The organism is Streptomyces sp. NPDC102437 (genome assembly GCF_044765565.1).
Taxonomy (GTDB): Bacteria; Actinomycetota; Actinomycetes; order Streptomycetales; family Streptomycetaceae; genus Streptomyces.
Genome location: NZ_JBIWKI010000019.1, coordinates 91438 through 112261, shown reverse-complemented (window position 1 = coordinate 112261; position 20824 = coordinate 91438). Strand labels below are relative to the sequence as shown.

Below are 20824 nucleotides of genomic sequence, written 5' to 3'. Positions count from 1 at the left end.
CTGGCTGGTGATGTACTGCGGCAGTTCACCGGCCCAGCGCATCGGGCGGCTGTCGTGTTCGCGTCGCCCGGGCGTCGGGGGGATGAGGAGTGCGGCAGCAATGGTCCCCGGGGACAAAGCACGCATCCCATGTGCCTCCTCGGCCGCGGGCGACCCTGGGCGGCCTCGCGCACCCTCGGGGCGGCAGGGCGTACGCTGCGGCGTCATGAGCAACAAACTGTTGAATTCCGACCCGGAGCCCGGCCCGGAGTCCGGTCCGAAGACGGCGGTCGTGACGGGCGCGGGCTCCGGCATCGGCCGCGCGGTGGCGCTCGCTCTGACCGGTGCCGGCTGGTCGGTGGCGCTCGCGGGCCGGCGGCCCGGACCGCTCGCCGAGACGGCCGCGCTGGCCGGGGAGCACGCCCGGGTGATCACCGTCCCCGCCGACGTGTCCCGCCCCGAGGACGTGACCGCGCTCTTCTCCTCGGTACGGGAGTGCTTCGGCCGCCTCGGTCTGCTCTTCAACAACGCGGGTACGTTCGGCCCGCGTTCGGTCCCCGTGGAGGACCTCTCGGTGGCGGACTGGCGAGCGGTGGTGGACGTGAACGTGACGGGCGCGTTCCTGTGCGCGCAGGCGGCGTACCGGCTGATGAAGGAGCAGGACCCGGAGGGCGGCCGGATCATCAACAACGGCTCGATCTCCGCCCATGCGCCGCGCCCGCACTCGGTCGCCTACACCACGACCAAGCACGCGATGACGGGGCTGACGAAGTCGCTGTCGCTGGACGGGCGTCCGCACCGGATCGCCTGCGGGCAGATCGACATCGGCAACGCGGCGACGGACATGACCGAGCAGATGCGGACCGGCATCCTCCAGGCCAACGGCGAACTCGCGGTCGAGCCGGTGATGGCGGCGGCGGACGTGGCCCGGACGGTGCTCCACATGGCGGAGCTGCCCCTGGAGGCGAACATGCAGTTCGCGACGGTACTGGCGACGGCGATGCCGTACGTGGGGCGCGGCTGACGGGGCGTCCCCGACAAGCAGCCCACGAAGGGCAGTTGCCCCGCCGCCCGAAGGGGCGATTCCGCTCCGGCCGTCCGGGGCGGGAATGCCCCGGGCCGCGACACGGTTGACCAGCGGCATGAGCCGTCATCCGGACACCCAGGTCCTTCGCTACACCGCGTTCTCCGCCGACCCCGAGGGCGGCAATCCCGCCGGGGTGGTCCTCGACGCGTCCGGACTCGACGGCGCCGCCATGCTGGCCGTCGCTGCGGAGCTGGGGTACAGCGAGTCGGCGTTCCTGACCGGGCGGGGAGAGCCGGCCGGTGCCGGGGCGCCGGGCGCCCGGGAATACACCATCCGCTACTTCAGCCCGAAGGCCGAGGTCCCGTTCTGCGGCCACGCCACCGTCGCGACGGCCCTCGCGCTGGCCGAGCGCGACGGCCCCGGCGACCTGGTGTTCAACACGCTCGCGGGCACGGTCCCGGTCACCGTCACCCGGGAGGGTGCCGAGCTCCGCGCCACGCTCACCAGCGTCGAACCGGACGTCATGGACATCGCTCCCGACGACCTGGCCGAGGCGCTCGCCGCGCTGGACTGGCCGGCCGCCGGTCTCGACCCGGCCCTGCCGCCCCGGATCGCCTTCGCGGGCGCCCGCCACCTGGTGCTGGCCGCCGCGACCCGTGAACGTCTCGCCGACCTCTCCTACGACTTCGCGCGCCTCGAAGCGCTGATGCACCGGCTGGACCTGACGACCCTGCAACTGGTGTGGCGGGCCGCACCGGACGTCTTCCACGTCCGCGACCCGTTCCCGGTCGGCGGCGTCGTCGAGGACCCCGCCACGGGCGCGGCGGCGGCCGCCTTCGGCGCCTATCTCCGCGACCAGGGCCTCGTTCCCGAGGCTGTCGTCCTCACCCTCCACCAGGGCGAGGACATGGGCCGCCCCGGCACACTCACGGTCGAACTGCGGGCGGACGACGCCCGGGTACAGGTGAGCGGAACCGGAACCCGCATCGGGGGCTGACCGGTCCTGGCAGGCTGGGCACCATGGACCAGCAGAGCAGCCACGCCCACGAGGACCACGACCGCGAGGACCGGAGCCCCGGCACCTGGCGGACGATCGACGAGCTGCACGACTGGCTCGACGCGGAAACCGGCATCCCGCCCGAGCAGGATCTGCTGCTGAGGATGCTGAAGCTGTCCGAGGAGGTGGGCGAGGTCGCCCAGGCCGTCATCGGGGCGGTCGGCCAGAACCCGCGCAAGGGCGTCGGCCATTCCTGGCAGGACGTGGAGGCCGAGCTCTGCGACGTCATCGTGACGGCGATGGTGGCCCTGCGCACCCTCACCCCCGACGCGGCAGCCGTCTTCGACCGGCATGTGCGACGCGTCGCGACACGTCCGCGCGCCCCGCTCGCCCCGTCCCCGCAGCCCCCCGGCACCGCGTCCTGACCAAGGGTCACGGGGCATGGCGGGGCGGCAACAGGTGGCTGAACAACGGGCGACCAGCTCTGGGGGCTACGATCGCGGGCACCGGAGCGAGACCAGGAGTGCCGACCGTGTCCGAACCACGCATCGCCGTATCCGTCATCACCATGGGCGATCGCCCGAAGGAGGTCGAGGCCCTGCTGGCCTCGGTGGCCGGCCAGGACGTCCGTCCACACCGGCTCGTCGTGGTGGGCAACGGGTCGCCCCTCCCCGACTTCAGCACGCTTCCCGGCCTGTCCGATCTGTCCGGCGGGGTGACCACGATCGAGCTGCCCGAGAACCTGGGCTGCCCCGGAGGCCGCAACGTCGCCCTGCAGAGGCTGGCGGAGTTCGGCGACGTGGATGTCGTCATCGAACTCGACGACGACGGGCTCCTGGTCGACAACGGGGTGTTCCGCAAGGTCCGGGAGCTGTTCGCCGCCGACCCGCGGCTCGGCATCGTCGGCTTCCGGATCGCCGACGAGCACGGCGAGACCCAGCGCCGCCACGTGCCCCGGCTGCGCGCCACCGACCCGATGCGGGGCGGCCCGGTCACCGCGTTCCTGGGCGGCGGCCACGCCTTCTCCATGAAGATGCTCGCCCAGACCGGCCCCTGGCCCGCGGAGTTCTTCTTCACCCACGAGGAGACGGACCTGTCCTGGCGAGCGCTCGACGCGGGCTGGAAGATCCTCTACGAGCCCGATCTGCTGCTCCAGCACCCCAAGACCTCCCCGGCCAGGCACTCCGTCTACTACCGGATGACGGCCCGCAACCGGGTCTGGCTGGCCCGCCGGAACCTGCCCCTCCCGCTGGTCCCGGCCTACCTGGGCACCTGGACCCTCCTCACCGTGGCCCGCACCCGCTCGGCGACGGGTCTGCGCGCCTGGGCCGGCGGCTTCGCGGAGGGTGTCCGTACCCCGTGCGGGCGAAGGCAGCCGATGCGCTGGCGCACGGTGTGGCGGATGACGAAGCTGGGACGGCCGCCGGTCATCTGAACCGTCGGCCCCGCGGCCGGATCACGACGCCCGGATCCGCGTCCCGGCCCATGGTGCGGCTCCGAGTTCGGCATCATGGGCCGCTGCTCCGGTCGTCTTCGTACGGGAGGATCTGCCGCAGCAGGCCCCTGGGGTGACCGCGTCTGCGCCATTCCCTCGGGTATCCGACGGAGACCTCTTCGAAGCGCACCCCGTCGTACCAGGTAGTACGGGGTATGTGCAGATGGCCGTAGACCACCGCCGCCACGTCGAACGACCGCCGGTGCCAGTCGGCGGTGAGCCGGGTGCCGCACCACTGGGCGAACTCGGGGTACCGCAGGACGTCCATCGGTTCGCGCACCAGCGGCCAGTGGCCGGCGAGGACCAGCGGGATCCCGGGATCGTGTGCCGCCAGCCGCTTCTCCGTCTCCGCCACCCGCTCCCGGCACCAGGCGTCACGGCTCGGGTAAGGGTCCGGGTGCAGCAGGAACTCGTCGGTGCACACCACCCCCGTCCGGTACGCGTAGGCGAGGGACTCCTCCTTGGTCGCCGTGCCCGGCGCCCGGAAGCTGTAGTCGTACAGCACGAACACCGGCCCGACGGCCACCGGGCCGTCGGGCCCGGACCACAGCGGATACGGATCCTCCGGGGTGACCACCCCGAGGCTCCGGCAGAACCCGACCAGGTGCTCGTACCGCTCCTGGCCCCGCAGCCGGACCGGATCGCTCTCGGGCGTCCACAGCTCATGGTTCCCCGGGGTCCAGATCACCCACTTGAACCGGCCCGCGAGCAGCCGTAACGCCCACTCCACGTCCGCCATGCGCTCCGCCACGTCACCGGCGACGATGAGCCAGTCGTCGTCCGAGCCGGGCCGCAGGGACTCGGCGAGGGAGCGATTGTCCGCCATCCCCACGTGCAGGTCGCTCACCGCCAGCAGAGAACCGCGGCTTCCATCGGTGCGATCGGACATGCAGAACCCTCCCACGCAGTGACTGAACGAATAGTGCCCCAGCGCGGACCGACCCGGCCGGTGGCGGCCGGAACCGGGCTGCCGGAACTGGCGACCGGAACGAGCCGAGGGATGATGGAGACGTCCGTGGACGCGGCGCGGGACCGTCGGCAGGGCAGGGCCGGTAGAGGGAGCTGAGTACGAGGTGGACGGCATGACCCTCCCGGGCGCCCCCGGGCACAACGGGCTCCCGTTCGCGGACGGCGCGGCCGGGGCCCTGCTCGACGGGGACGGACTGATCATCGGCTGGACACCCGCGGCGGAGGAGCTGTTCTCGCTCCCCGCCGACCAGGCCTGCGGCCGTTCCGCCATGGAGCTGCTCGCGGATCCGGACGGCTGGCCCGAACCGCCCGGCGAGTACCGGACGAGCTCCTGGTACGGCGAGACCACGGTGCGTACCGGCCGGGGCGAGGAGCTGGGCATCGCCTACCAGGTGCTCCCGCTGACGGGCGACGGCACCGGGACGTCCGCGGGCGCGGCCCGGTTCTTCGTGCTGTGGGCGCCCGCCGGGACGGTCGCCCGGTGGCAGCAGGACCAGGCGTTCACCCGGGAGCTGTTCCTGCAGGACCGGCTGGGTCTCGCCGTGTTCGACGCGGAACTGCGGCTGGTCAGGACCAACACCCATCTGATGCCGTACTCCGGCCTCCTGCCGGATCTGCGCAACCATCGGCTGGGGGACTTCCTGGAGGCGCCGGGCGCGGCGGCGATCGAGCTGCGGCTGCGCGAGGTGCTGCGGACCGGCCGCCCGCTGATCCTGGCGGAGGAGACCGTACGGACCATCGAGGATCCCGGCGGCGGGGTGGTGATGGCCGTCTCGGCGTTCCGGCTCCAGGCGCCGGACGGGCAGGTCTTCGGCGTCACCGCGCTGTTCACGGACATCACCGAGCAGCGCCGCTCCGACGAGCGCCTGGCGATCCTGCACCGCGCCACCGCCGCCGTCGGCGGATCGCTGTCCGTCACCGGCACCGGAGAGGAACTGGCCGCCGTGCTGGTGCCCGGCCTGGCCGACCTCGCCGTGGTGGAGATCGCCCGAGCGGTGTTCACGGGCGAGGAGCCGGCTCCCGGCAAGGACGGGACGGTGCCCCTCCGGCTGACCGCGGCGGCCGGGGAACGGGCCGGGGAGGTGGCGACCGGCACCGTGGTCCCGGCCGATGCCCGCTGTGCCCCGGCCGTCGGAGAGTCCCCGGTGTCGATGACAGCCCCACTGCGGGCCCGGGGCAGTTTCCTCGGCCGGGTGACCGTACGACGCGGCCCCGACCGGCCCGACTACGCGGCGGCCGACCTGGACCTCCTGTGCGAGATCGCCGCCCGCGCGGCCCTCGCCCTGGACAACGCCCGCCGCTACACCCGGGAACACCGGGCCGCCATCGGCCTGCAGCGCAGCCTGCTGCCGCCCGCGCAGGCCGAGACCGTCGCGGTGACGACCTCCGGCTTCTACCTGCCGGCCGACACCGCCAGAGGCGTCGGCGGCGACTGGTTCGACGTGATCCCGCTGTCCTCCGCCCGGGTCGCCCTGGTCGCCGGGGATGTGATCGGCCACGGTCTGGGGGCCACCGCCACCATGGGGCGGCTCCGTACCGCCGTCCGCACCCTCGCCGATCTCGATCTGGAGCCGGACGAGCTGATGGTGCACCTCGACGACCTGGTCTCCCAGCTCCGAGACGAGCCCGGACAGCCGGACGAGCTGGACGAGCTGGACGAGCTGGACGGACTGGACGGACTGGACGGACTGGATGAAGCCGTCGGATCAGACGGATCGGGTGGACCAGGTGGACAGGGTGCGTCCGGCCGGTACGACGGACCTGATCGGCCCAGCCCGGTCACCCCACCGGACGAAAGCGGGTCGCACAGCGGTCTTCTCCGGGCCGACCCGGTCGGCGCCACCTGCCTGTACGCCGTCTACGACCCGGTGTCACGGCGCTGCGCGATGGTCTCCGCCGGACACCCCCCGCCCGCCGTCGTGGACCCGGACGGGACCGTCTCGTACGTGCCCCTCAACCCCGGGCCGCCGCTGGGCGTCAACGGTCTGCCCTTCGAGGTGACCGAGGTGGAACTGGCGCCCGGCAGCCTGCTCGCGCTCTACACCGACGGGCTGATCGAGGGCCGCGACAGCGACCTCGACGAGGGCATGGCCGAACTGAGCCGCCGGCTGGCCCGCCCCGGCGCCGCCACCGCACCGTTGCGCGAACTCGGCCAGGAGATCATCTCCGCCCGGCCCGCACACCAACTCGCCGACGACGTGACCCTGCTGCTCGCCCGCACCCATGCGGTGCCGCCCGGCAACACGTCCGCCTGGCCCGTGGCCGCCGACCCGGCCGCCGTCGCCCAGGTCCGGCAGGACGCGGCCCAGCAGCTGCGCGAGTGGGGGCTGGAGGAGCTCGTCTTCACCACCGAGCTGGTGCTGAGCGAGCTGGTCACCAACGCCATCCGGCACGCCGGCGGCCCGGTCGAGGTGCGGCTGATCCGTGCCGGGCAGCTGACCTGTGAAGTCTCCGACCCCAGCGCCACGCAGCCCCGCATGCGCCGGGCCCTGCTCACGGACGAGGGCGGCCGCGGCCTGTATCTGGTCGCGCAGCTCACCACGCGCTGGGGCAGCCGCTACACCCGGCGCGGCAAGACGATCTGGGCCGAGCAGCCGATCCCGGACGCCGTGGACGCCGAAACCATCTGACCGGCCCGTCACCTCCGTACCGGCTGAACGGGCCGAACCGGCCGCACGCCCGAACTGGCCAATCCGGCCGCACGCCCGAACCGGCCGATCCGCTTCCCGTCACGTCGGCCCGCCTCCGCCGCCCGCCGTACCGGCTCACTGAACTCCCGTACGCCAGCAGCCGGTTACCCGCCTTTGACGTCCGGCCCACCCATCGGACGGCTTCCGTCGGCGTGCACGACCCCGGCGCGCATCGCCCCCGCCGGGCCGTACGGCGACCCGGACGACCTCTTGAGTACCCCAACGCCCCCATGCTAGAAAACGCTTACCACGCTGGCATTCCCGCACTGGCTCACTCTCCCCCGGAGCTTCGATGACAACTGCATGGTCCCGTCGTGCCCTGCTGGCCACGGGCGGCGGTGCGGCGCTCGCCCTCGGCCTGCCGACCGCCGCGTCCGCCACCGGCTCCGCAGCCCTCCCCGCTTCCGCCACCACCACCGCCGACGCCGCCGACGAGTTCGCCGCCCTGCGTGCGAAGTGGCGCGATCTGTACCTGGGAACCGGCTTCAGCCCGACCGCCGAGCCCTTCAAGTCCAAGCTCGCCGACCTCGGCACCCAGGCAAGCGGTTTCCTTTCCACGATGGCCCCCGCGCGCGGCTCCCTCTGGCCGGACCTGGTCTATCTCGACCCCGAACCGGACACCGACACCGAGTCGTTCAACTTCTCCGCCAACATGAACACCGGTTACAACCGGCTGCGCACCATGGCGGAGGCGTACGCCCAGCCCGGCACCGGCGTCACCGGCGACACCGGCCTCAGGGACGCGGTCATCACCGGCCTCGACCACCTGTACGCCGACGTCTTCAACGAGTCGACCGCCCGTTACGGGAACTGGTGGAACTGGCAGATCGGCGCGCCCCAGGCCCTCATGGACACCTGCGTGCTGCTGTATGACGCCCTGTCGGACGCCCAGCGCGCCAACTACTGCAATGCCGTGGACAAGTTCCTGCCCGACTCCGCCGTCGGCTCGTACACCGGCACCAGCACCGGCGCCAACCGCGTCGACCTGTGCCGCGGCATGATCCTGCGCGGCATCGTCGGTGCCAACGCCGCCAAGGTAGCGCTCGCGGTCGCCGCGCTCTCGCCGGTCTTCCCGTACGTCACGACCGGCGACGGCTTCTACCCGGACGGTTCGTTCGTCCAGCACACCTCCATCCCGTACATCGGTGGCTACGGCGCGGTCCTCAACGACGGTCTCGGCCGGCTGTTCGCCCTGCTGCGCGGTTCGGCCTGGGAGATCACCGATCCGGGCAGCCGGCAGTTCCTCGACACCATCGACGCGGCCATCGCCCCGTTCATCTACGACGGCCTGATGATGGACAACGTCTCGGGCCGCGGCATCACCCGCGCCGGCACCAGCGACCACACCCGTGCCCACGGCGTGATGGCCTCCATCGTGCTGCTCGGCATGGGCGCCGGCCCCGAGGAGAACGCCCGCTGGCGGGCCATGGTCAAGGGCTGGCTGCAGCGCGACTACTACGCCCCGGCACTCAAGGCCGGCTCACTGAGCCTGGTCAACACCGCCCGGCTGCAGACCCTGTTGGACGACACCGCCGTCACCGCGTCGCCGGAACCGGCCGCGCACCGGGCCTTCCACAACATGGACCGGGCCACCCACCGCCGCCGCGGCTGGGGCGCCGGTCTCTCGATGGCCTCCGAGCGGATCGCCCACTACGAGTTCGGCAACGGGGAGAACAAGCGCGGCTGGCACACCGGCGCGGGCTGGCTGCAGTGGTGGGGCGACGGCGCGGGTCTCGAACAGTACTCGGACGCGTACTGGCCGACCGTCGACCCGTACCGGCTGCCCGGCATCACCGTCTCCCGGAAGAAGCTCGCCGACGGGCAGGGCGGCGCCTGGGCCAACCCGAAGCCGGGCACGAAGTGGGTCGGCGGCACCGGCGACGGCGAGTTCGGCACCACCGGCCAGCACCTCCAGGGCCTGGCGAGCACGATGCGCGCACGCAAGTCGTGGTTCTGGCTCGACGACTGCGTGGTCTGCCTCGGCTCCGGCATCACCTCCGCCGACGGCGCGGCCGTCGAGACGGTCATCGACAACCGCTGCCTCGGCGCGAGCGGCACACAGCGGCTGCTGCTCGACGGCGTGGCCCAGCCCGCCACCCAGGGCTGGACCACCACCCGCACCACCACCTGGGCCCATCTCGACCGGCATGCCGGATACGTCTTCCCCGGCGGCACCGAACTGCACGCGCTGCGCGAGGAGCGCACCGGCGCCTGGAAGGACATCAACGACGGCGGCACGACCACGCCCAACTCCCGCCGGTACGTGACCCTTTGGAAGGATCACGGCACCGACCCGGCGGACAGCTCCTACGCGTACATCCTGATGCCCGGCGCGAGCAGCAAGCGCACCGCCGATCGCGCCGCGGACACCGGCTGGCTGCAGATCCTCGCCAATGACGCCGGACGCACCGGCATCCGCGTTCCCTCCCTCGGCTTCACCGGCGTCAACTTCTGGGCGGCGGGCACGGCGGGCAAGGTCACGGCGAGTGCGCCGGTCTGCGTGCAGATCCACGAGAAGCGCGACGGCACCGCCACGATCAGCGTCTCCGACCCGTCCCGCACCGTCACCGGCCTCACCCTCACCTGGAAGCGGCCCGTCAAGTCCGTCCTGTCCAAGGCGGAGACGGTCACCGGCGTCCAGACCGGCTCGTCGGTGACCATGACCTTCGGCGACCTGAGCCGGAGCCGCGGCGCCACGCACACGGTGCGCGTCCGGGTGCAGTGACCACGGGCCTGATGCGGTGACCACGGGATGGCCCGGCGTGCCCTTCGGGTGCCGCCGGGCCATCCTGGGCTCCGGGATTGCGGGGCTCCGTGGCTTCGGGATTGCGGTTGCCGCAGGGCTTCGGGGTTGCGATTGCCGCAGCGGCAGCTTCTACCGTCCTGACCAGGGCCGGAAAGACCGGCCCGGTGAGGTGGTCGTGAGGGGCGGCGATGGTCTGGCCGATCGCGGAGGTCGCCCGGATGTCCGGTGTGACGGGCGAAGGTGCCGCCTGCCCCGGCTCACTCGGTTTCCGCCCGCCCCGGCTCACTGGCGGCATCGCCCGGCCCGCGCCGGAGGGCCGCGTCGAGCAGGGTCACCAGTTGCCCGACCCGTTCCTGTGCCTGCTGCCGGTCGTGCGCACCGGTCATGAGCAGGTGGTGGACGGTCCCCACCAGGGCGAGGGCCGCGGCGGCGGTGTCGGCCCGTTCCGCGATCCGGCCGCCCCGCCGTTCCGCGTCCAGGTAGCCGGTGATCGCGTCCTGGACCGTGTCGAAGCCCGGCGCACCGCCCGCCAGGGCCTCGCGGATGTGCGAGGAAGCCCCGGGGCGGGTGAGCGCCAGCCCGGCGACGGTGGGGCCGGCCGAGGACAGCAGCGCGAGAGCGGTGCCGTGGAGGTTCTCCGCGACGGTGCCCTGCCCCACCCGCCCCCGGAGCTCCTCGGCGTGCCGGGCCACCCGCGCGAACCGGTCCAGGACCAACTCCGCGACGAACTGGTCCAGTCCGCGGAAGTGGGCGTGCAGAAGGCCCTTCGCGCAACCCGCCTCACCGGTGATCGCCCTGCTCGTCAGGGCGCCCGGCCCGTCCCGCTCCAGCACCCGCTCCGCAGCGGCGAACAGCCGCTCGCGGACGTCCGGAGTCGTCACACCACGCGGTGACACGGCGTCCCTCCCTCTCAGCCCGTTTACAGTATGGGCGATTGCCCATACCTTGAATGGGCGCCCGCCCATACTAGTTGCTCCGAGGCCCGCGGGCGCCTGAATCCAGGGGAGATCCGCGTGCGCCACATCGCCAACAAGGAGCAGGACCAGGCATGGAACGGTTACGAGGGGAGCTACTGGGCCGCCAACCAGGACCGCTGGGACGGTGTGAACGGAGGGTTCGACGAGCCCCTGCTCGCTGCCGCGGCCATCACCGCACAGGACCGCGCCCTCGACATCGGCTGCGGTGCGGGGCGCACCACCCGGCTCGCCGCGCGCCGGGCGAGCGGCGGGCAGGCGCTGGGCCTGGATCTGTCGGCCCCGATGCTGGCCCGTGCGCGGGAGTCCGCGCGGCGCGAGGGGATCGGCAATGTCGCGTTCGAGCAGGCGGACGCCCAGGTCCATCCGTTCGGGCCCGTGCTCTTCGACGTCGCGATCAGCCGCTTCGGGGTGATGTTCTTCGCCGATCCCGTCGCCGCCTTCGCCAACATCGGGCGAGCGCTGCGCCCCGGCGGCCGTATCGCCTTCGTCTGCACCGCGCGGGCTGACCGGAACGAGTGGCTCCAGGCCATTCGGGGGCTGGACGGCCTCCTGCCCTCCGGCGGGCTGGGCGCCCCGGGCCCCGGCATGTTCTCGCTGGCGGACCCGGAGGCCGTGCGTGACGTACTGTCCCGCGCCGGGTACGAGGCCATCGCCTCGACGCCGGTCGAGGCGTACGGGACCTGGGGGCGGGACGCCGCCGACGCCGCCGCCTTCCTGCTGGGCTCCGGCCCCGGCCGGCATCTGATGAGCCGGGCCGGGGAGGACGACCGGGACCGGGCCCGGCGGCGGCTCGTCGCCCTCCTGCGGCCCCATGAGCGGGAAGGCGCAATCCGGTTGCGCAGTGCCGCCCGGTTGGTCACCGCACGACGGCCCGGGTGAAACGAGGGGCGGCGTCCGCCGCCGGGGCGGACGCCCACCCCCGGCAGCGGGCGCCGCCCGGCCGCAGTCGTCGAGGAGCACCCGCCCCTTTCAGGCCGTGGCCTTTTCCGGCCGGTCACCACTGCCCACAGCCTCACCCGAGTCCCCGGCGGCGGGTGCGGTACGCAGGGTCAGCAGGGCGGCGAGAGCGCCGACCACCGCGAGGGCCGCGGCGCCGAGGAAGGCGGCGGAGAAGCCGTCGGTGAGCGCCACCGGGTTTCCCTGCTCACCGGCGCCGTGCGCGGCGGCCAGTGCCGTCATGGCGGCGAGCCCCAGTGCGGAGCCGACCTGGTAGCTGGTGTTGACGATCCCCGAGGCGAGACCGCCCTCCTCCGGACGGGCGCTGGAGAGCGCGGTGCCGAGCGACGGGATGAACGCCAGCGACATACCCACCGCCGAGAGCAGGGAGGCGGGCAGCACGTCGACGAGGAAGTTCCCGTCCGGGCGGGCGAGCGAGAGCCAGAACATGCCCGCCCCGAGCGCGAACAGCCCCAGGACGATGAGGGGCTTGGGCCCGAACCGGGAGATCAGCCGCGGCGCCAGGACGATCATCATGATCATGATGGCGACGGTCATCGGCAGCAGCGCCGAGCCGGAGGCGAAGGCGCCCAGCCCCAGAACCTGCTGGAGGTAGAGGTTGAGGAAGAACCACATGGGGATCCACGCGGCGGCCATGAGCAGCTGGGCGATGTTGGCGCCGGCCAGGTTGGGCGCCCGCCAGATGCCCAGCCGCATCAGCGGTTCGCGCCGCTTGGCCTGGATCGCGACGAACGCGGCGATCAGGGCCGCACCGGCCAGGAGGACCCGCCAGGTCTCGGCCGAACCCCAACCGGTCTCGGGAGCACGGACGATGGCGTAGACGGCCGCGGCAAGACCCGCCGTGACGGTGACCGCGCCGGCCAGATCGATCGAGCCGCGCCGCCCCGCTCCCGAAGGCATGACGGCGGGCGTGGCGATCAGGACGACGAGGGCGACGGGGATGTTGATGTAGAACACCCAGGGCCAGCTGGCGTACTGGGTGACGACCCCGCCGAGGAAGACTCCTGCGGTACCGCCGGCCGGGGCGGCCGCGCCGTACAGCGCGAAGGCCTTCCCCAGTTCCTGGGGTCGCGAGCCGAAGAGGGTCATCAGCAGGGTGAGGGCGGACGGCGCGATCAGCGCGGCACCCACACCCTGCAGGGCCCGCCCGGTCAGCTCGACCCAGACCTCACCCGCGAGGCCCGCGGTCAGGGACCCCGCGGCGAGGACGACCCATCCGACGCTGAACAGGCGCCTGGCGCCGAGCAGGTCCGAGAGCCGCCCGCCGAGCAGCAACAGCCCGCCGAAGGCGACGACGTAGGCGTTGAACACCCACGACAGGTTCTCCTGGGAGAACCCCAGGTCGGCCTGCATCTCGGGCAGGGCCACGCCGATGATCGACGTATCCATGATGACGATGAACTGGGCCAGGGCGATCAGCGCGAGCGCGGACCATCTCCGCGAATCGGTTGACGCGTTCGGTGATGCCGACATGGTCATAGCGAGCACTCCTATACGGGAGGGGGGTATCTACGCGTCGTGAATATACCCCCCCGGGGTATCAATGACCAGCGCCTGGCGACACGGGACGGCCGACGGGTTCCACTCGCAGCCGGGCCGGTGGCCGTCAACACGGCGTACCAGGTACTCACGGACCTCGGGCTGAAGTCCGGGGAGACCGTGGTCGTGGACGGGGCCGCCGGTTGGTGTCGGGTCCGTGGCCGTGCAGCTCGCCAGGCATCTCGCCGCGACCGTGATCGGTACGGCGAGCGAGCGCAACCACGCGTACCTGCGCGCACTCGGCGCCGAACCCGTGACGTACGGCGAGGGGTTCGCCGAGCGGGTCCGCGCCGTCGCCGCGAAACGCGTGGACGCGGCGTTCGACGCTGCCGGGAAGGGCTCGCTGCCGCCCCTCGTCGAACTCGTCGGCGGCCCGGACCGCGTGGTCACCATCGCCGATCACCGGGCGGCGGAGCACGGCGTACGTTTCGCGTCCGCCGGCCCCGACGCGATCCGTGAGCGCCTTGAGCAGGCGGCCGCGCCGGTCGTGAGCGGCGGACTCACCCCGTCCGTGGCGAGGACGCACTCCCTGTCCCGGGCCACCGACGCCCACCGGGAGAGTGCGGGCGGCCATGTACGCGGCAAGCTGATCATCACGCCGAACTGACGGAAGGAGCCGCCCCACCGGCAGGCTGCGACCATCACGCCTATCGTTAAAAGATGAGTAAAGCCGAGCATGAGACCGGTCCCCAAGGGGCGCTTGTCTGCCCGGTCTGCAAGCAGCCCGTGACCGCGGTTGTGAAGAGACGGCACAAGAGTCTCGGAATCTTCGTACCCGTGTGGCACCCCGGCCCCTGCCACAACCCCGAATGCCCCGAATACCTGGAGGCCCCGGCCCCGGAGCAACCTGACCACCAGGACACCTGACACGGCCGAGTCCGGCGAGTCGCCCGCCTCCCGGCGTGCGGCTCATCGGGCGCGCCGCGAATGCGGCCGCAGGCGCTCCTCCCTCACATCGAAGCAAGCTCTCCACGAATCCACTAATTGCGAAATTCTGCAATTAACTACATGCTGTATTGACCGTGCCCGTAGGCAGCCGCGCGCACGGCCGACGGAGCACCCCGAGACATCGGGGTGGTGAAGGGAGTCCGAAGACCGTGCCGGTTCCGCTGTACCAGGCCAAGGCCGAGTTCTTCCGGATGCTCGGGCACCCGGTCCGCATACGCGTGCTGGAGCTGTTGCAGGACGGGCCGAAGCCGGTAAGGGATCTGCTCGCCTCGATCGAGGTGGAGCCGTCGGCGCTGTCCCAGCAGCTGGCGGTGTTGCGCCGCTCCGGCATCGTCACCTCGGCCAGGGAGGGCTCGACCGTTGTGTACGAGCTGTCCGGTGGGGACGTGGCGGAGCTGATGCGCGCCGCGCGCCGGATCCTGACCGAGATGCTGGCCGGGCAGAACGAACTCCTGACCGAGCTGCGGGAAGCCGAGGTCTCGGCGGAGTGAGTACCGTGCTCGCCCGGTCCTGGGGCCGGGTCGCCTCCCTGCTGCCGGCCCGCGCCGACTTCGCGGCCATGGGCCGCAACCCGCGTCGCGATCTGCTCGCCGGTCTGACCGTCGCGATCGTCGCGCTGCCGCTCGCGCTGGGCTTCGGCGTCTCCTCCGGGCTCGGCGCCGAGGCCGGACTGGCGACCGCCGTGGTGGCGGGCGCGCTGGCAGCGCTGTTCGGTGGCTCCAACCTCCAGGTGTCCGGGCCGACCGGAGCGATGACGGTGGTGCTGGTGCCGATCGTGGCCCGGTACGGACCGGGCGGGGTGCTGACGGTGGGGCTGATGGCCGGCGTGCTGCTGATCACGCTCGCGCTGCTGAAGGCCGGCCGCTGCATGCGCCTCATACCGGCGCCGGTGGTGGAGGGCTTCACGCTCGGCATCGCGTGCGTCATCGGACTCCAGCAGGTGCCGAACGCGCTGGGGGTGGCCAAGCCGGAGGGCGACAAGGTCCTGGTGGTGACCTGGCGCGCGGTCGAGGAGTTCGTACGGACCCCGAACTGGACCGCCGTCGCCCTCGCGGTGGGTGTGGCGGCCGTGATGCTGCTGGGTGCCCGGTGGCGGCCCGCCGTCCCGTTCTCCGTCGTCGCGGTGATCGCCGCCACCCTCGCGGCTCAGCTGCTCCACCTGGACGCGGCCGCTCCGATCGGCGACCTGCCCTCCGGGCTGCCCGCGCCCTCCCTCGGCTTCCTCGACCCGTCCGCGCTGGGATCGCTGCTCGCCCCGGCCGTCGCGGTCGCGGCGCTGGCCGCGTTGGAGTCGCTGCTGTCGGCGACCGTCGCGGACGGCATGACGGTGGGCCAGCAGCACGACCCGGACAAGGAGTTGTTCGGGCAGGGCATCGCGAACCTGGCGGCCCCGCTGTTCGGCGGAGTCCCCGCCACCGCGGCGATCGCCCGTACCGCCGTCAACGTCCGGACCGGCGCGGGCTCACGGCTCGCCGCCCTCACCCATGCCGCCGTCCTCGCCGTGATCGTCTTCGCCGCCGCCCCGCTCGTCTCCAGGATCCCGCTGGCCGCACTCGCCGGGGTGCTGCTGGCGACCGCGATCCGGATGGTGGAGGTCGGTGCGCTGCGGGCGATGGCCCGCGCGACCCGCTCCGACGCGATCGTGCTGGCACTGACCGCCGTCGCCACACTCGTGCTCGACCTGGTCTACGCGGTGATCATCGGCCTGGTCGTGGCGGGAGCCCTGGCGCTGCGGGCGGTCGCCGGTCAGGCCCGGATGGATCAGGTCGACTTCAGAGCGGACCTGCCCGGCGAGCACAGCGACGAGGAGCACGCACTGCTGGCCGAGCACATCGTCGCGTACCGGATCGACGGGCCGCTGTTCTTCGCCGGCGCCCACCGCTTCCTCCTGGAGCTGAGCGAGGTCGCCGACGTCCGGGTGGTGATCCTGCGGATGTCGCGGGTGTCGACGATGGACGCCACCGGCGCCCTGGTCCTCAAGGACGCCGTGGAGAAGCTGAACCGGCGCGGCATCGCCGTGCTGACCTCCGGGGTGCGCCCCGCCCAGCGCCGAACCCTGGAGTCGGTCGGCGCGCTGGATCTGCTCCGGCGGGAGGGCCGGGAGTACGCCACCACTCCCGAGGCCATCGCCGGAGCCCGTGCCCACCTGCACCGGGCCGGAGTCCTGCCCGCCGCCCCCGAGACCTCCGGGGCCGTCCGGTGAGCGCCCAGCCCGACGCCCTGCCCCTGCGGCACGTCCTGACCCTGCCCGCGATGGGCTCGGCCGTGCGGATCGCCCGCGAGACCACCGAGCAGGTCCTCGCGGAGTGGGGCATCGGCCCACGCCATCCCGCCGCCGATCCCGCGCTGTTGATCATTTCCGAGCTGGTCACCAACAGCGTCCGGCACGCGGCCCCGCTGTCCCCGAACCTCACCGTGATCTACGCGGCCGGCCAGGACACGTTCGCTTTCGGCGTCCACGACCGCCATCCGTACCAGCCCCCGCTCATCCAGGCAGTCACCGGGGCCGGCAGCGGCGGCGGACTGGGCACCATCATGGAACTCACCCTCGGCCTGGGCGGCACCGCGGTCGTCCGGGGCGACGCGGACGCCGGAGGCAAAAGCATCTGGATCACCCTCCCCCTGCGAAAACCCCCGCACGAAACCTGACGCAAGCAATGCCCGGAACAGACAAACAGACAACACACGAACGAACGAGGCAAGGAAAGACCATGAGCGATACGACCGAGGCACTGCCGCCGTGCCCCGAGTGCTCCGGTGTGTACACCTACGAGACGGGTGCACTCCTCACCTGCCCCGAGTGCGGCCATGAGTGGTCGCCCGCCTCCGCCGAGCCTGCCGGCGAAGGCGCGGCCGGAGGGATCAAGGACGCGGTCGGCAACGTGCTCGCCGACGGCGACACCGTCACCGTGATCAAGACCCTGAAGGTCAAGGGCAGCCCGAGCGGCATCAAGGCCGGCACCAAGGTGCGCAACATCCGCCTCGTGGACGGTGTGGACGGCCACGACATCGACTGCAGGATCGACGGGTTCGGCTCCATGCAGCTCAAGTCCAGCGTGGTCAAGAAGGCCTGACCCGCGCTTTTGGCCTCCCCCGGCCGCGCCCCGCCCGGGGCCGCGGCCGGGGGGCGACGAACGTCCCGCTCGCGCCTCCCTCGTTGCTAACCTTGGCAATTCCTGAAGTCATCACATCGGTGTGAGGGCGCGAGGATGTCCTCATGGTGAAGAGTTTTGGGTGGATGCGATGCGCGGTGCACGCACGACAGCGGCCGTCCGGCATCCCGGCGGCCCCTCTGGGCGCGGGAAGGGCGCGGTGAGCGCCCCGCTGTACCAGCTGAAGGCCGAGTTCTTCAAAACGCTCGGCCACCCGGTACGGATCAGGGTGCTCGAGCTCCTGAGCGAGCGGGAGCACGCGGTCTCCGAAATGCTGACCGAGATCGGCGTGGAGGCGGCCCACCTCTCCCAGCAGTTGGCCGTCCTGCGCCGGGCCAACCTCGTCGTCCCCCGCAGGGAGGGCTCGGCCGTCTACTACTCCCTGGTCAATCCACAGATCGCGGAGCTGCTGCGGGTCGCCCGGAGCATCCTGTCCGGCGTACTGGCCGGCCAGGCGGAGCTGCTCGCCGACCTCAAGGCCGCCGAATCCGGCACCACCACGCCCAGACACCGCAAGCCGTCCTAGGGCCTGCCTGGATCCGGCGTGCGGGCCGATCAGGACGCGAACCGAAAGAAACGCGGCCAGGCCGATCACAGCCTCTGCATAGTGCATGAGCTGGTCGACGGCGCGCCCGTGGACGGCGAGGTTGATCGTGGGCGGCTGATTATCACCGTAAGGTTCACCGATCTCTTCGAAGCCGCAGGCACCACATTGCCCGAGGCCGGAAAAGGTCTGCATCCGTGCAGTGGTAGCGGGGCATTACCCGCCGACCCTTATGGGCAAAGCCCACGGTTCCTCGGACACTTGAGGTCACGGATCGTATCGAGCAACCGGAAAGCGCACTCGGACCGGTTTCGGCTGCGGCCTCAACCCCGTGGTCGCCTGACCCCGCTCGAGGCGGCCGACGGTCCGGAAAGTACGAAGCATCCGCTGGAGCCAGGGCGTTGAGCATGCCACACGCTGAACGCAGCTCGGAGTCGGCCAGTTGACGCCGGGCGCAGGTCCGCCAGACCTGAAGTCGTTCCGGTAGCGCGGAAACAGGTGTGGACAGTACGTGCGGCGCAAGCACCGCCTCCCACGTCGGGTCCGGCGACTTCATCAGCTGCACACGACGAAAATCCAGGTCTGCGAAGTGGATGCGTAAGACTCCGGCCATGGACCAAGGCCGGCTCCGCTGAGGGTCCGACCAGCTGGGCCGGCACAAACACCCGGGTTCATCTCTCCGGCCGTGAGCCGTTGCAGGAGATTCGGCCCGGGTCGACGCTCGCGCGATGCCGCACCGTGACACCGACCAGCTCGGTGAGGACCGCAGGCACGACAGCCACTTCCTCAAGGACCACGCCGATACCCACGGAGCAACAGCCACCGGCCCGACAGCGTGGGCGAAGACGCCGGTCGTGCGCCACGCGGCGTGCCAATCCCGCGGCCACCTGTACGCGCTCACGGCGAGTGTCCCCCGATCCAACGGAAAAGGGCCCCTGGCCAGGAAATTCACTGGCCGGGGCCCCTGTGGCAGACGAGTCGGGCTGTACGCCGGGTTCTGTCGCCCGGTCGCCTCGCGGCGGCCGGGGAGACGGCCATCCATCTAGGACCGGCATTGCTGCCGGCCTCGTGCGGTCTACCCGCGAACTCGGGCGGGCCGCCCTCGATCATTCGCGCAGGGCCGTCTTGCGACGGCCCCTCTTGACCTTGCTCCGGGTGGGGTTTACCTAGCCGCCTGAGTCACCTCAGGCGCTGGTGGTCTCTTACACCACCGTTTCACCCTTACCGAGGACCGAGGTCCCCGGCGGTCTGTTTTCTGTGGCACTGTCCCGCGGGTCACCCCGGGTGGCCGTTAGCCATCACCCTGCCCTGTGGAGCCCGGACGTTCCTCGGGGAGATCCGAGGATCCCCACGCGGCCGTCCGCCCGGCTCGTCTGCCGTGCCGACCATGCTACCCGTCCGCCGGAGGCCGCCGACCAGGCCCGGGTTCAGATTAGTTCCCCGGTCTGCAGATCAAAGGCGAACGGCGCCGGGAGCGTGAGCCGCTTGCCGAACGGGATCGTGCGGTGCTGGCGGTAGTCGTCGCCCTCCGGGTCGCTGAACAGCGTCAGCGAGGACTGCTCCCGGTCCACCAGGAGGTAGAGCGGGATGGGTCCGCGGGCGTAGCAGTGACGCTTGTCGGTGCGGTCCGCCCGGGGCTTGGTCGAGGTGACCTCTACGACGAGCGCCACCCCCTCGCACGGCATCCAGGGGTCGCCTCCCCGGTACAGACGCAGTTCGGTGGGGGCGAAGGTGCCACCGGGAATGACGTGGTTCTTGGGACAGCGCCCGCCGCTGCTCAGCTTCAGCCCTTTGTTCCCGGAAAAGTCCATGTCGGTCCGGGCCGGCCTGATGACCCGCTTCATGATCAAGCTGATGTAGTCCTCGTGGTCCTTCCTCGGTCGCTCGCCAGATTGGGACATCGATGGACCCGCCGTCCGTGAGACGGGAGTAGGTCCCTCGATCGTGGCACGGGCGGGTCCGGTACGGAGGGGTGCGCGGCGAGCGCTTGACCTTGCCGCAGCGTCAAGGTTTCTACTGGAGCCATGCGCATCGGAGAGCTAGCCGCGCTCGTCGGGGTCACCTCGCGGGCGGTCCGGCACTACCACCACATCGGTCTGCTTCCCGAGCCCGTGCGCCGGGCCAACGGCTACCGCGTCTACAGCGTGCGGGACGCCGTGGTGCTGGCCCGGGTCCGGCGGCTCACCGAGCTCGGGCTCGGGCTGGACGAGGTGCGGGACGTGCTCGCCGATGCGAAGGGGCACGAGCTCATGGAGGTACTGGCCGGGCTGGACGCGGATCTGGCCCGGCAGGAGAGCGAGATCCGGGAGCGGCGGCGTCGGCTGGCCCGGCTGCTGGACGGGCCGGTCTCCGCCGAGGAGCCCGTGTCGCCGGCCCTCGCCGAGCTGCTGGGTACGGTCCCGACGACCGGCTCCCCCATGGCCGCCAAGGACCGCGAGCATCTCGTGCTGCTGGACACCACGGGCGCCGGCGGCGAGATCCACGCCGCGCTGGCGCCGCTGGCCGAGGAGCCGGCCATGCACGCGCTGTACGAGAGGCTGGACGCGCTGGCCGGGGCGGCCGTGGACGATGCCCGGATTCCCCCGCTCGCCGCCGAACTGGCGGCTGCCGTGCCGGACGGGGTGCTGGCGGCGATCCCCTCGGAGGGGCCGGCCATGACGGGGCTCGGCGAGGCGCTGCTCGACGACTTCGCGCCCGCGCAGGCCGAGGTGGTGCGCCAGGTGATGGCGGCCCTGGCGGAGCGCGTGGCGGGGGAACGCGCGGGCGGTCCGGTTCCACGCGGATGATCCGCCGGCCGCCGTGGC

At 72.0% G+C, this 20824-nt stretch carries 18 protein-coding genes and 1 other RNA gene; 14 read left to right on the top strand and 5 right to left on the bottom strand.

Going from position 1 to position 20824, the window contains the following annotated elements; genetic code table 11:
* The first annotated feature begins 205 nt into the window (after positions 1-205).
* The 4 genes from ACIRJP_RS24285 to ACIRJP_RS24270 all read left to right on the top strand — a co-directional run bounded on the left by ACIRJP_RS24285 (position 206) and on the right by ACIRJP_RS24270 (position 3438).
* Positions 206-1003 (top strand): SDR family oxidoreductase, encoded by a 798-nt coding sequence (locus ACIRJP_RS24285; protein ID WP_404177749.1) that lies wholly within the window; start codon positions 206-208, stop codon positions 1001-1003.
* A 118-nt stretch (positions 1004-1121) separates the two neighbouring features.
* Entirely contained in the window at positions 1122-2003 is an 882-nt protein-coding gene (locus tag ACIRJP_RS24280) for a PhzF family phenazine biosynthesis protein (protein ID WP_404177746.1), read from the top strand.
* Between the two features lie 23 nt (positions 2004-2026).
* Positions 2027-2428, top strand: coding sequence for a MazG-like family protein (locus ACIRJP_RS24275; protein WP_404177743.1), 402 nt, complete (start codon positions 2027-2029; stop codon positions 2426-2428).
* Between the two features lie 107 nt (positions 2429-2535).
* Positions 2536-3438: a glycosyltransferase gene (locus ACIRJP_RS24270; RefSeq protein ID WP_351251667.1), complete on the top strand. Its 903-nt coding sequence runs from the start codon at positions 2536-2538 to the stop codon at positions 3436-3438.
* Between the two features lie 73 nt (positions 3439-3511).
* On the opposite strand, the gene ACIRJP_RS24265 is transcribed toward ACIRJP_RS24270, so the two are convergent.
* Positions 3512-4387, bottom strand: a complete 876-nt coding sequence (locus tag ACIRJP_RS24265) for a metallophosphoesterase family protein (RefSeq protein WP_404177740.1) — start codon at positions 4385-4387, stop codon at positions 3512-3514.
* A 193-nt stretch (positions 4388-4580) separates the two neighbouring features.
* On the opposite strand from ACIRJP_RS24265, the gene ACIRJP_RS24260 reads away from it, so the two are divergent.
* Positions 4581-7097 (top strand): SpoIIE family protein phosphatase, encoded by a 2517-nt coding sequence (locus tag ACIRJP_RS24260; protein WP_404177737.1) that lies wholly within the window; start codon positions 4581-4583, stop codon positions 7095-7097.
* 352 nt (positions 7098-7449) lie between these two features.
* Positions 7450-9882: a polysaccharide lyase 8 family protein gene (locus tag ACIRJP_RS24255; RefSeq protein ID WP_404177734.1), complete on the top strand. Its 2433-nt coding sequence runs from the start codon at positions 7450-7452 to the stop codon at positions 9880-9882.
* A gap of 278 nt (positions 9883-10160) precedes the next feature.
* On the opposite strand, the gene ACIRJP_RS24250 is transcribed toward ACIRJP_RS24255, so the two are convergent.
* Positions 10161-10799 carry a TetR/AcrR family transcriptional regulator gene (locus tag ACIRJP_RS24250; protein ID WP_404177731.1) on the bottom strand — a complete coding sequence of 213 codons (639 nt, stop codon included), beginning with the start codon at positions 10797-10799 and terminating at the stop codon, positions 10161-10163.
* 117 nt (positions 10800-10916) lie between these two features.
* Between ACIRJP_RS24250 and ACIRJP_RS24245 the strand changes: the two genes are divergently transcribed.
* Entirely contained in the window at positions 10917-11759 is an 843-nt protein-coding gene (locus tag ACIRJP_RS24245; RefSeq protein WP_404177728.1) for a class I SAM-dependent methyltransferase, read from the top strand.
* Between the two features lie 90 nt (positions 11760-11849).
* Here the strand turns inward: ACIRJP_RS24245 and ACIRJP_RS24240 are convergent, their stop codons facing one another.
* The gene (locus ACIRJP_RS24240) at positions 11850-13310 is read right to left on the bottom strand and encodes an MFS transporter (RefSeq protein WP_404177933.1); all 1461 of its coding nucleotides are present in this window, start codon (positions 13308-13310) and stop codon (positions 11850-11852) included.
* 223 nt (positions 13311-13533) lie between these two features.
* Here ACIRJP_RS24240 and ACIRJP_RS24235 point away from each other — a divergent pair, with 223 nt between their 5' ends.
* The 6 genes from ACIRJP_RS24235 (at position 13534) to ACIRJP_RS24210 (ending at position 18002) form a co-directional block, all read left to right on the top strand.
* On the top strand, positions 13534-13983 hold the full coding sequence (locus ACIRJP_RS24235) for a zinc-binding dehydrogenase (protein WP_404177725.1): 450 nt from the start codon (positions 13534-13536) through the stop codon (positions 13981-13983).
* Between the two features lie 490 nt (positions 13984-14473).
* Positions 14474-14815 carry an ArsR/SmtB family transcription factor gene (locus ACIRJP_RS24230; RefSeq protein ID WP_404177722.1) on the top strand — a complete coding sequence of 114 codons (342 nt, stop codon included), beginning with the start codon at positions 14474-14476 and terminating at the stop codon, positions 14813-14815.
* The gene (locus ACIRJP_RS24225) at positions 14812-16527 is read left to right on the top strand and encodes a SulP family inorganic anion transporter (RefSeq protein WP_404177719.1); all 1716 of its coding nucleotides are present in this window, start codon (positions 14812-14814) and stop codon (positions 16525-16527) included. The genes ACIRJP_RS24230 and ACIRJP_RS24225 overlap by 4 nt, the downstream gene beginning before the upstream one ends.
* 50 nt (positions 16528-16577) lie before the next feature.
* Positions 16578-16973, top strand: coding sequence for an ATP-binding protein (locus ACIRJP_RS24220; protein WP_404177930.1), 396 nt, complete (start codon positions 16578-16580; stop codon positions 16971-16973).
* A gap of 62 nt (positions 16974-17035) precedes the next feature.
* Complete coding sequence (locus ACIRJP_RS24215; RefSeq protein WP_358942399.1) at positions 17036-17398, top strand: zinc ribbon domain-containing protein YjdM; 363 nt, start codon at positions 17036-17038, stop codon at positions 17396-17398.
* A 238-nt stretch (positions 17399-17636) separates the two neighbouring features.
* Positions 17637-18002: an ArsR/SmtB family transcription factor gene (locus ACIRJP_RS24210; protein WP_404177716.1), complete on the top strand. Its 366-nt coding sequence runs from the start codon at positions 17637-17639 to the stop codon at positions 18000-18002.
* Positions 18003-18990: 988 nt separating this feature from the next.
* Here ACIRJP_RS24210 and rnpB read toward each other — a convergent pair.
* Both rnpB and ACIRJP_RS24200 read right to left on the bottom strand, forming a co-directional pair.
* An RNA gene (gene rnpB / locus ACIRJP_RS24205) (RNase P RNA component class A) lies at positions 18991-19392 on the bottom strand.
* A gap of 55 nt (positions 19393-19447) precedes the next feature.
* Positions 19448-19921 (bottom strand): Uma2 family endonuclease, encoded by a 474-nt coding sequence (locus ACIRJP_RS24200; RefSeq protein ID WP_404177713.1) that lies wholly within the window; start codon positions 19919-19921, stop codon positions 19448-19450.
* 123 nt (positions 19922-20044) lie between these two features.
* Between ACIRJP_RS24200 and ACIRJP_RS24195 the strand changes: the two genes are divergently transcribed.
* Positions 20045-20806: a MerR family transcriptional regulator gene (locus tag ACIRJP_RS24195; protein ID WP_404177710.1), complete on the top strand. Its 762-nt coding sequence runs from the start codon at positions 20045-20047 to the stop codon at positions 20804-20806.
* Positions 20807-20824 lie beyond the last annotated feature (18 nt).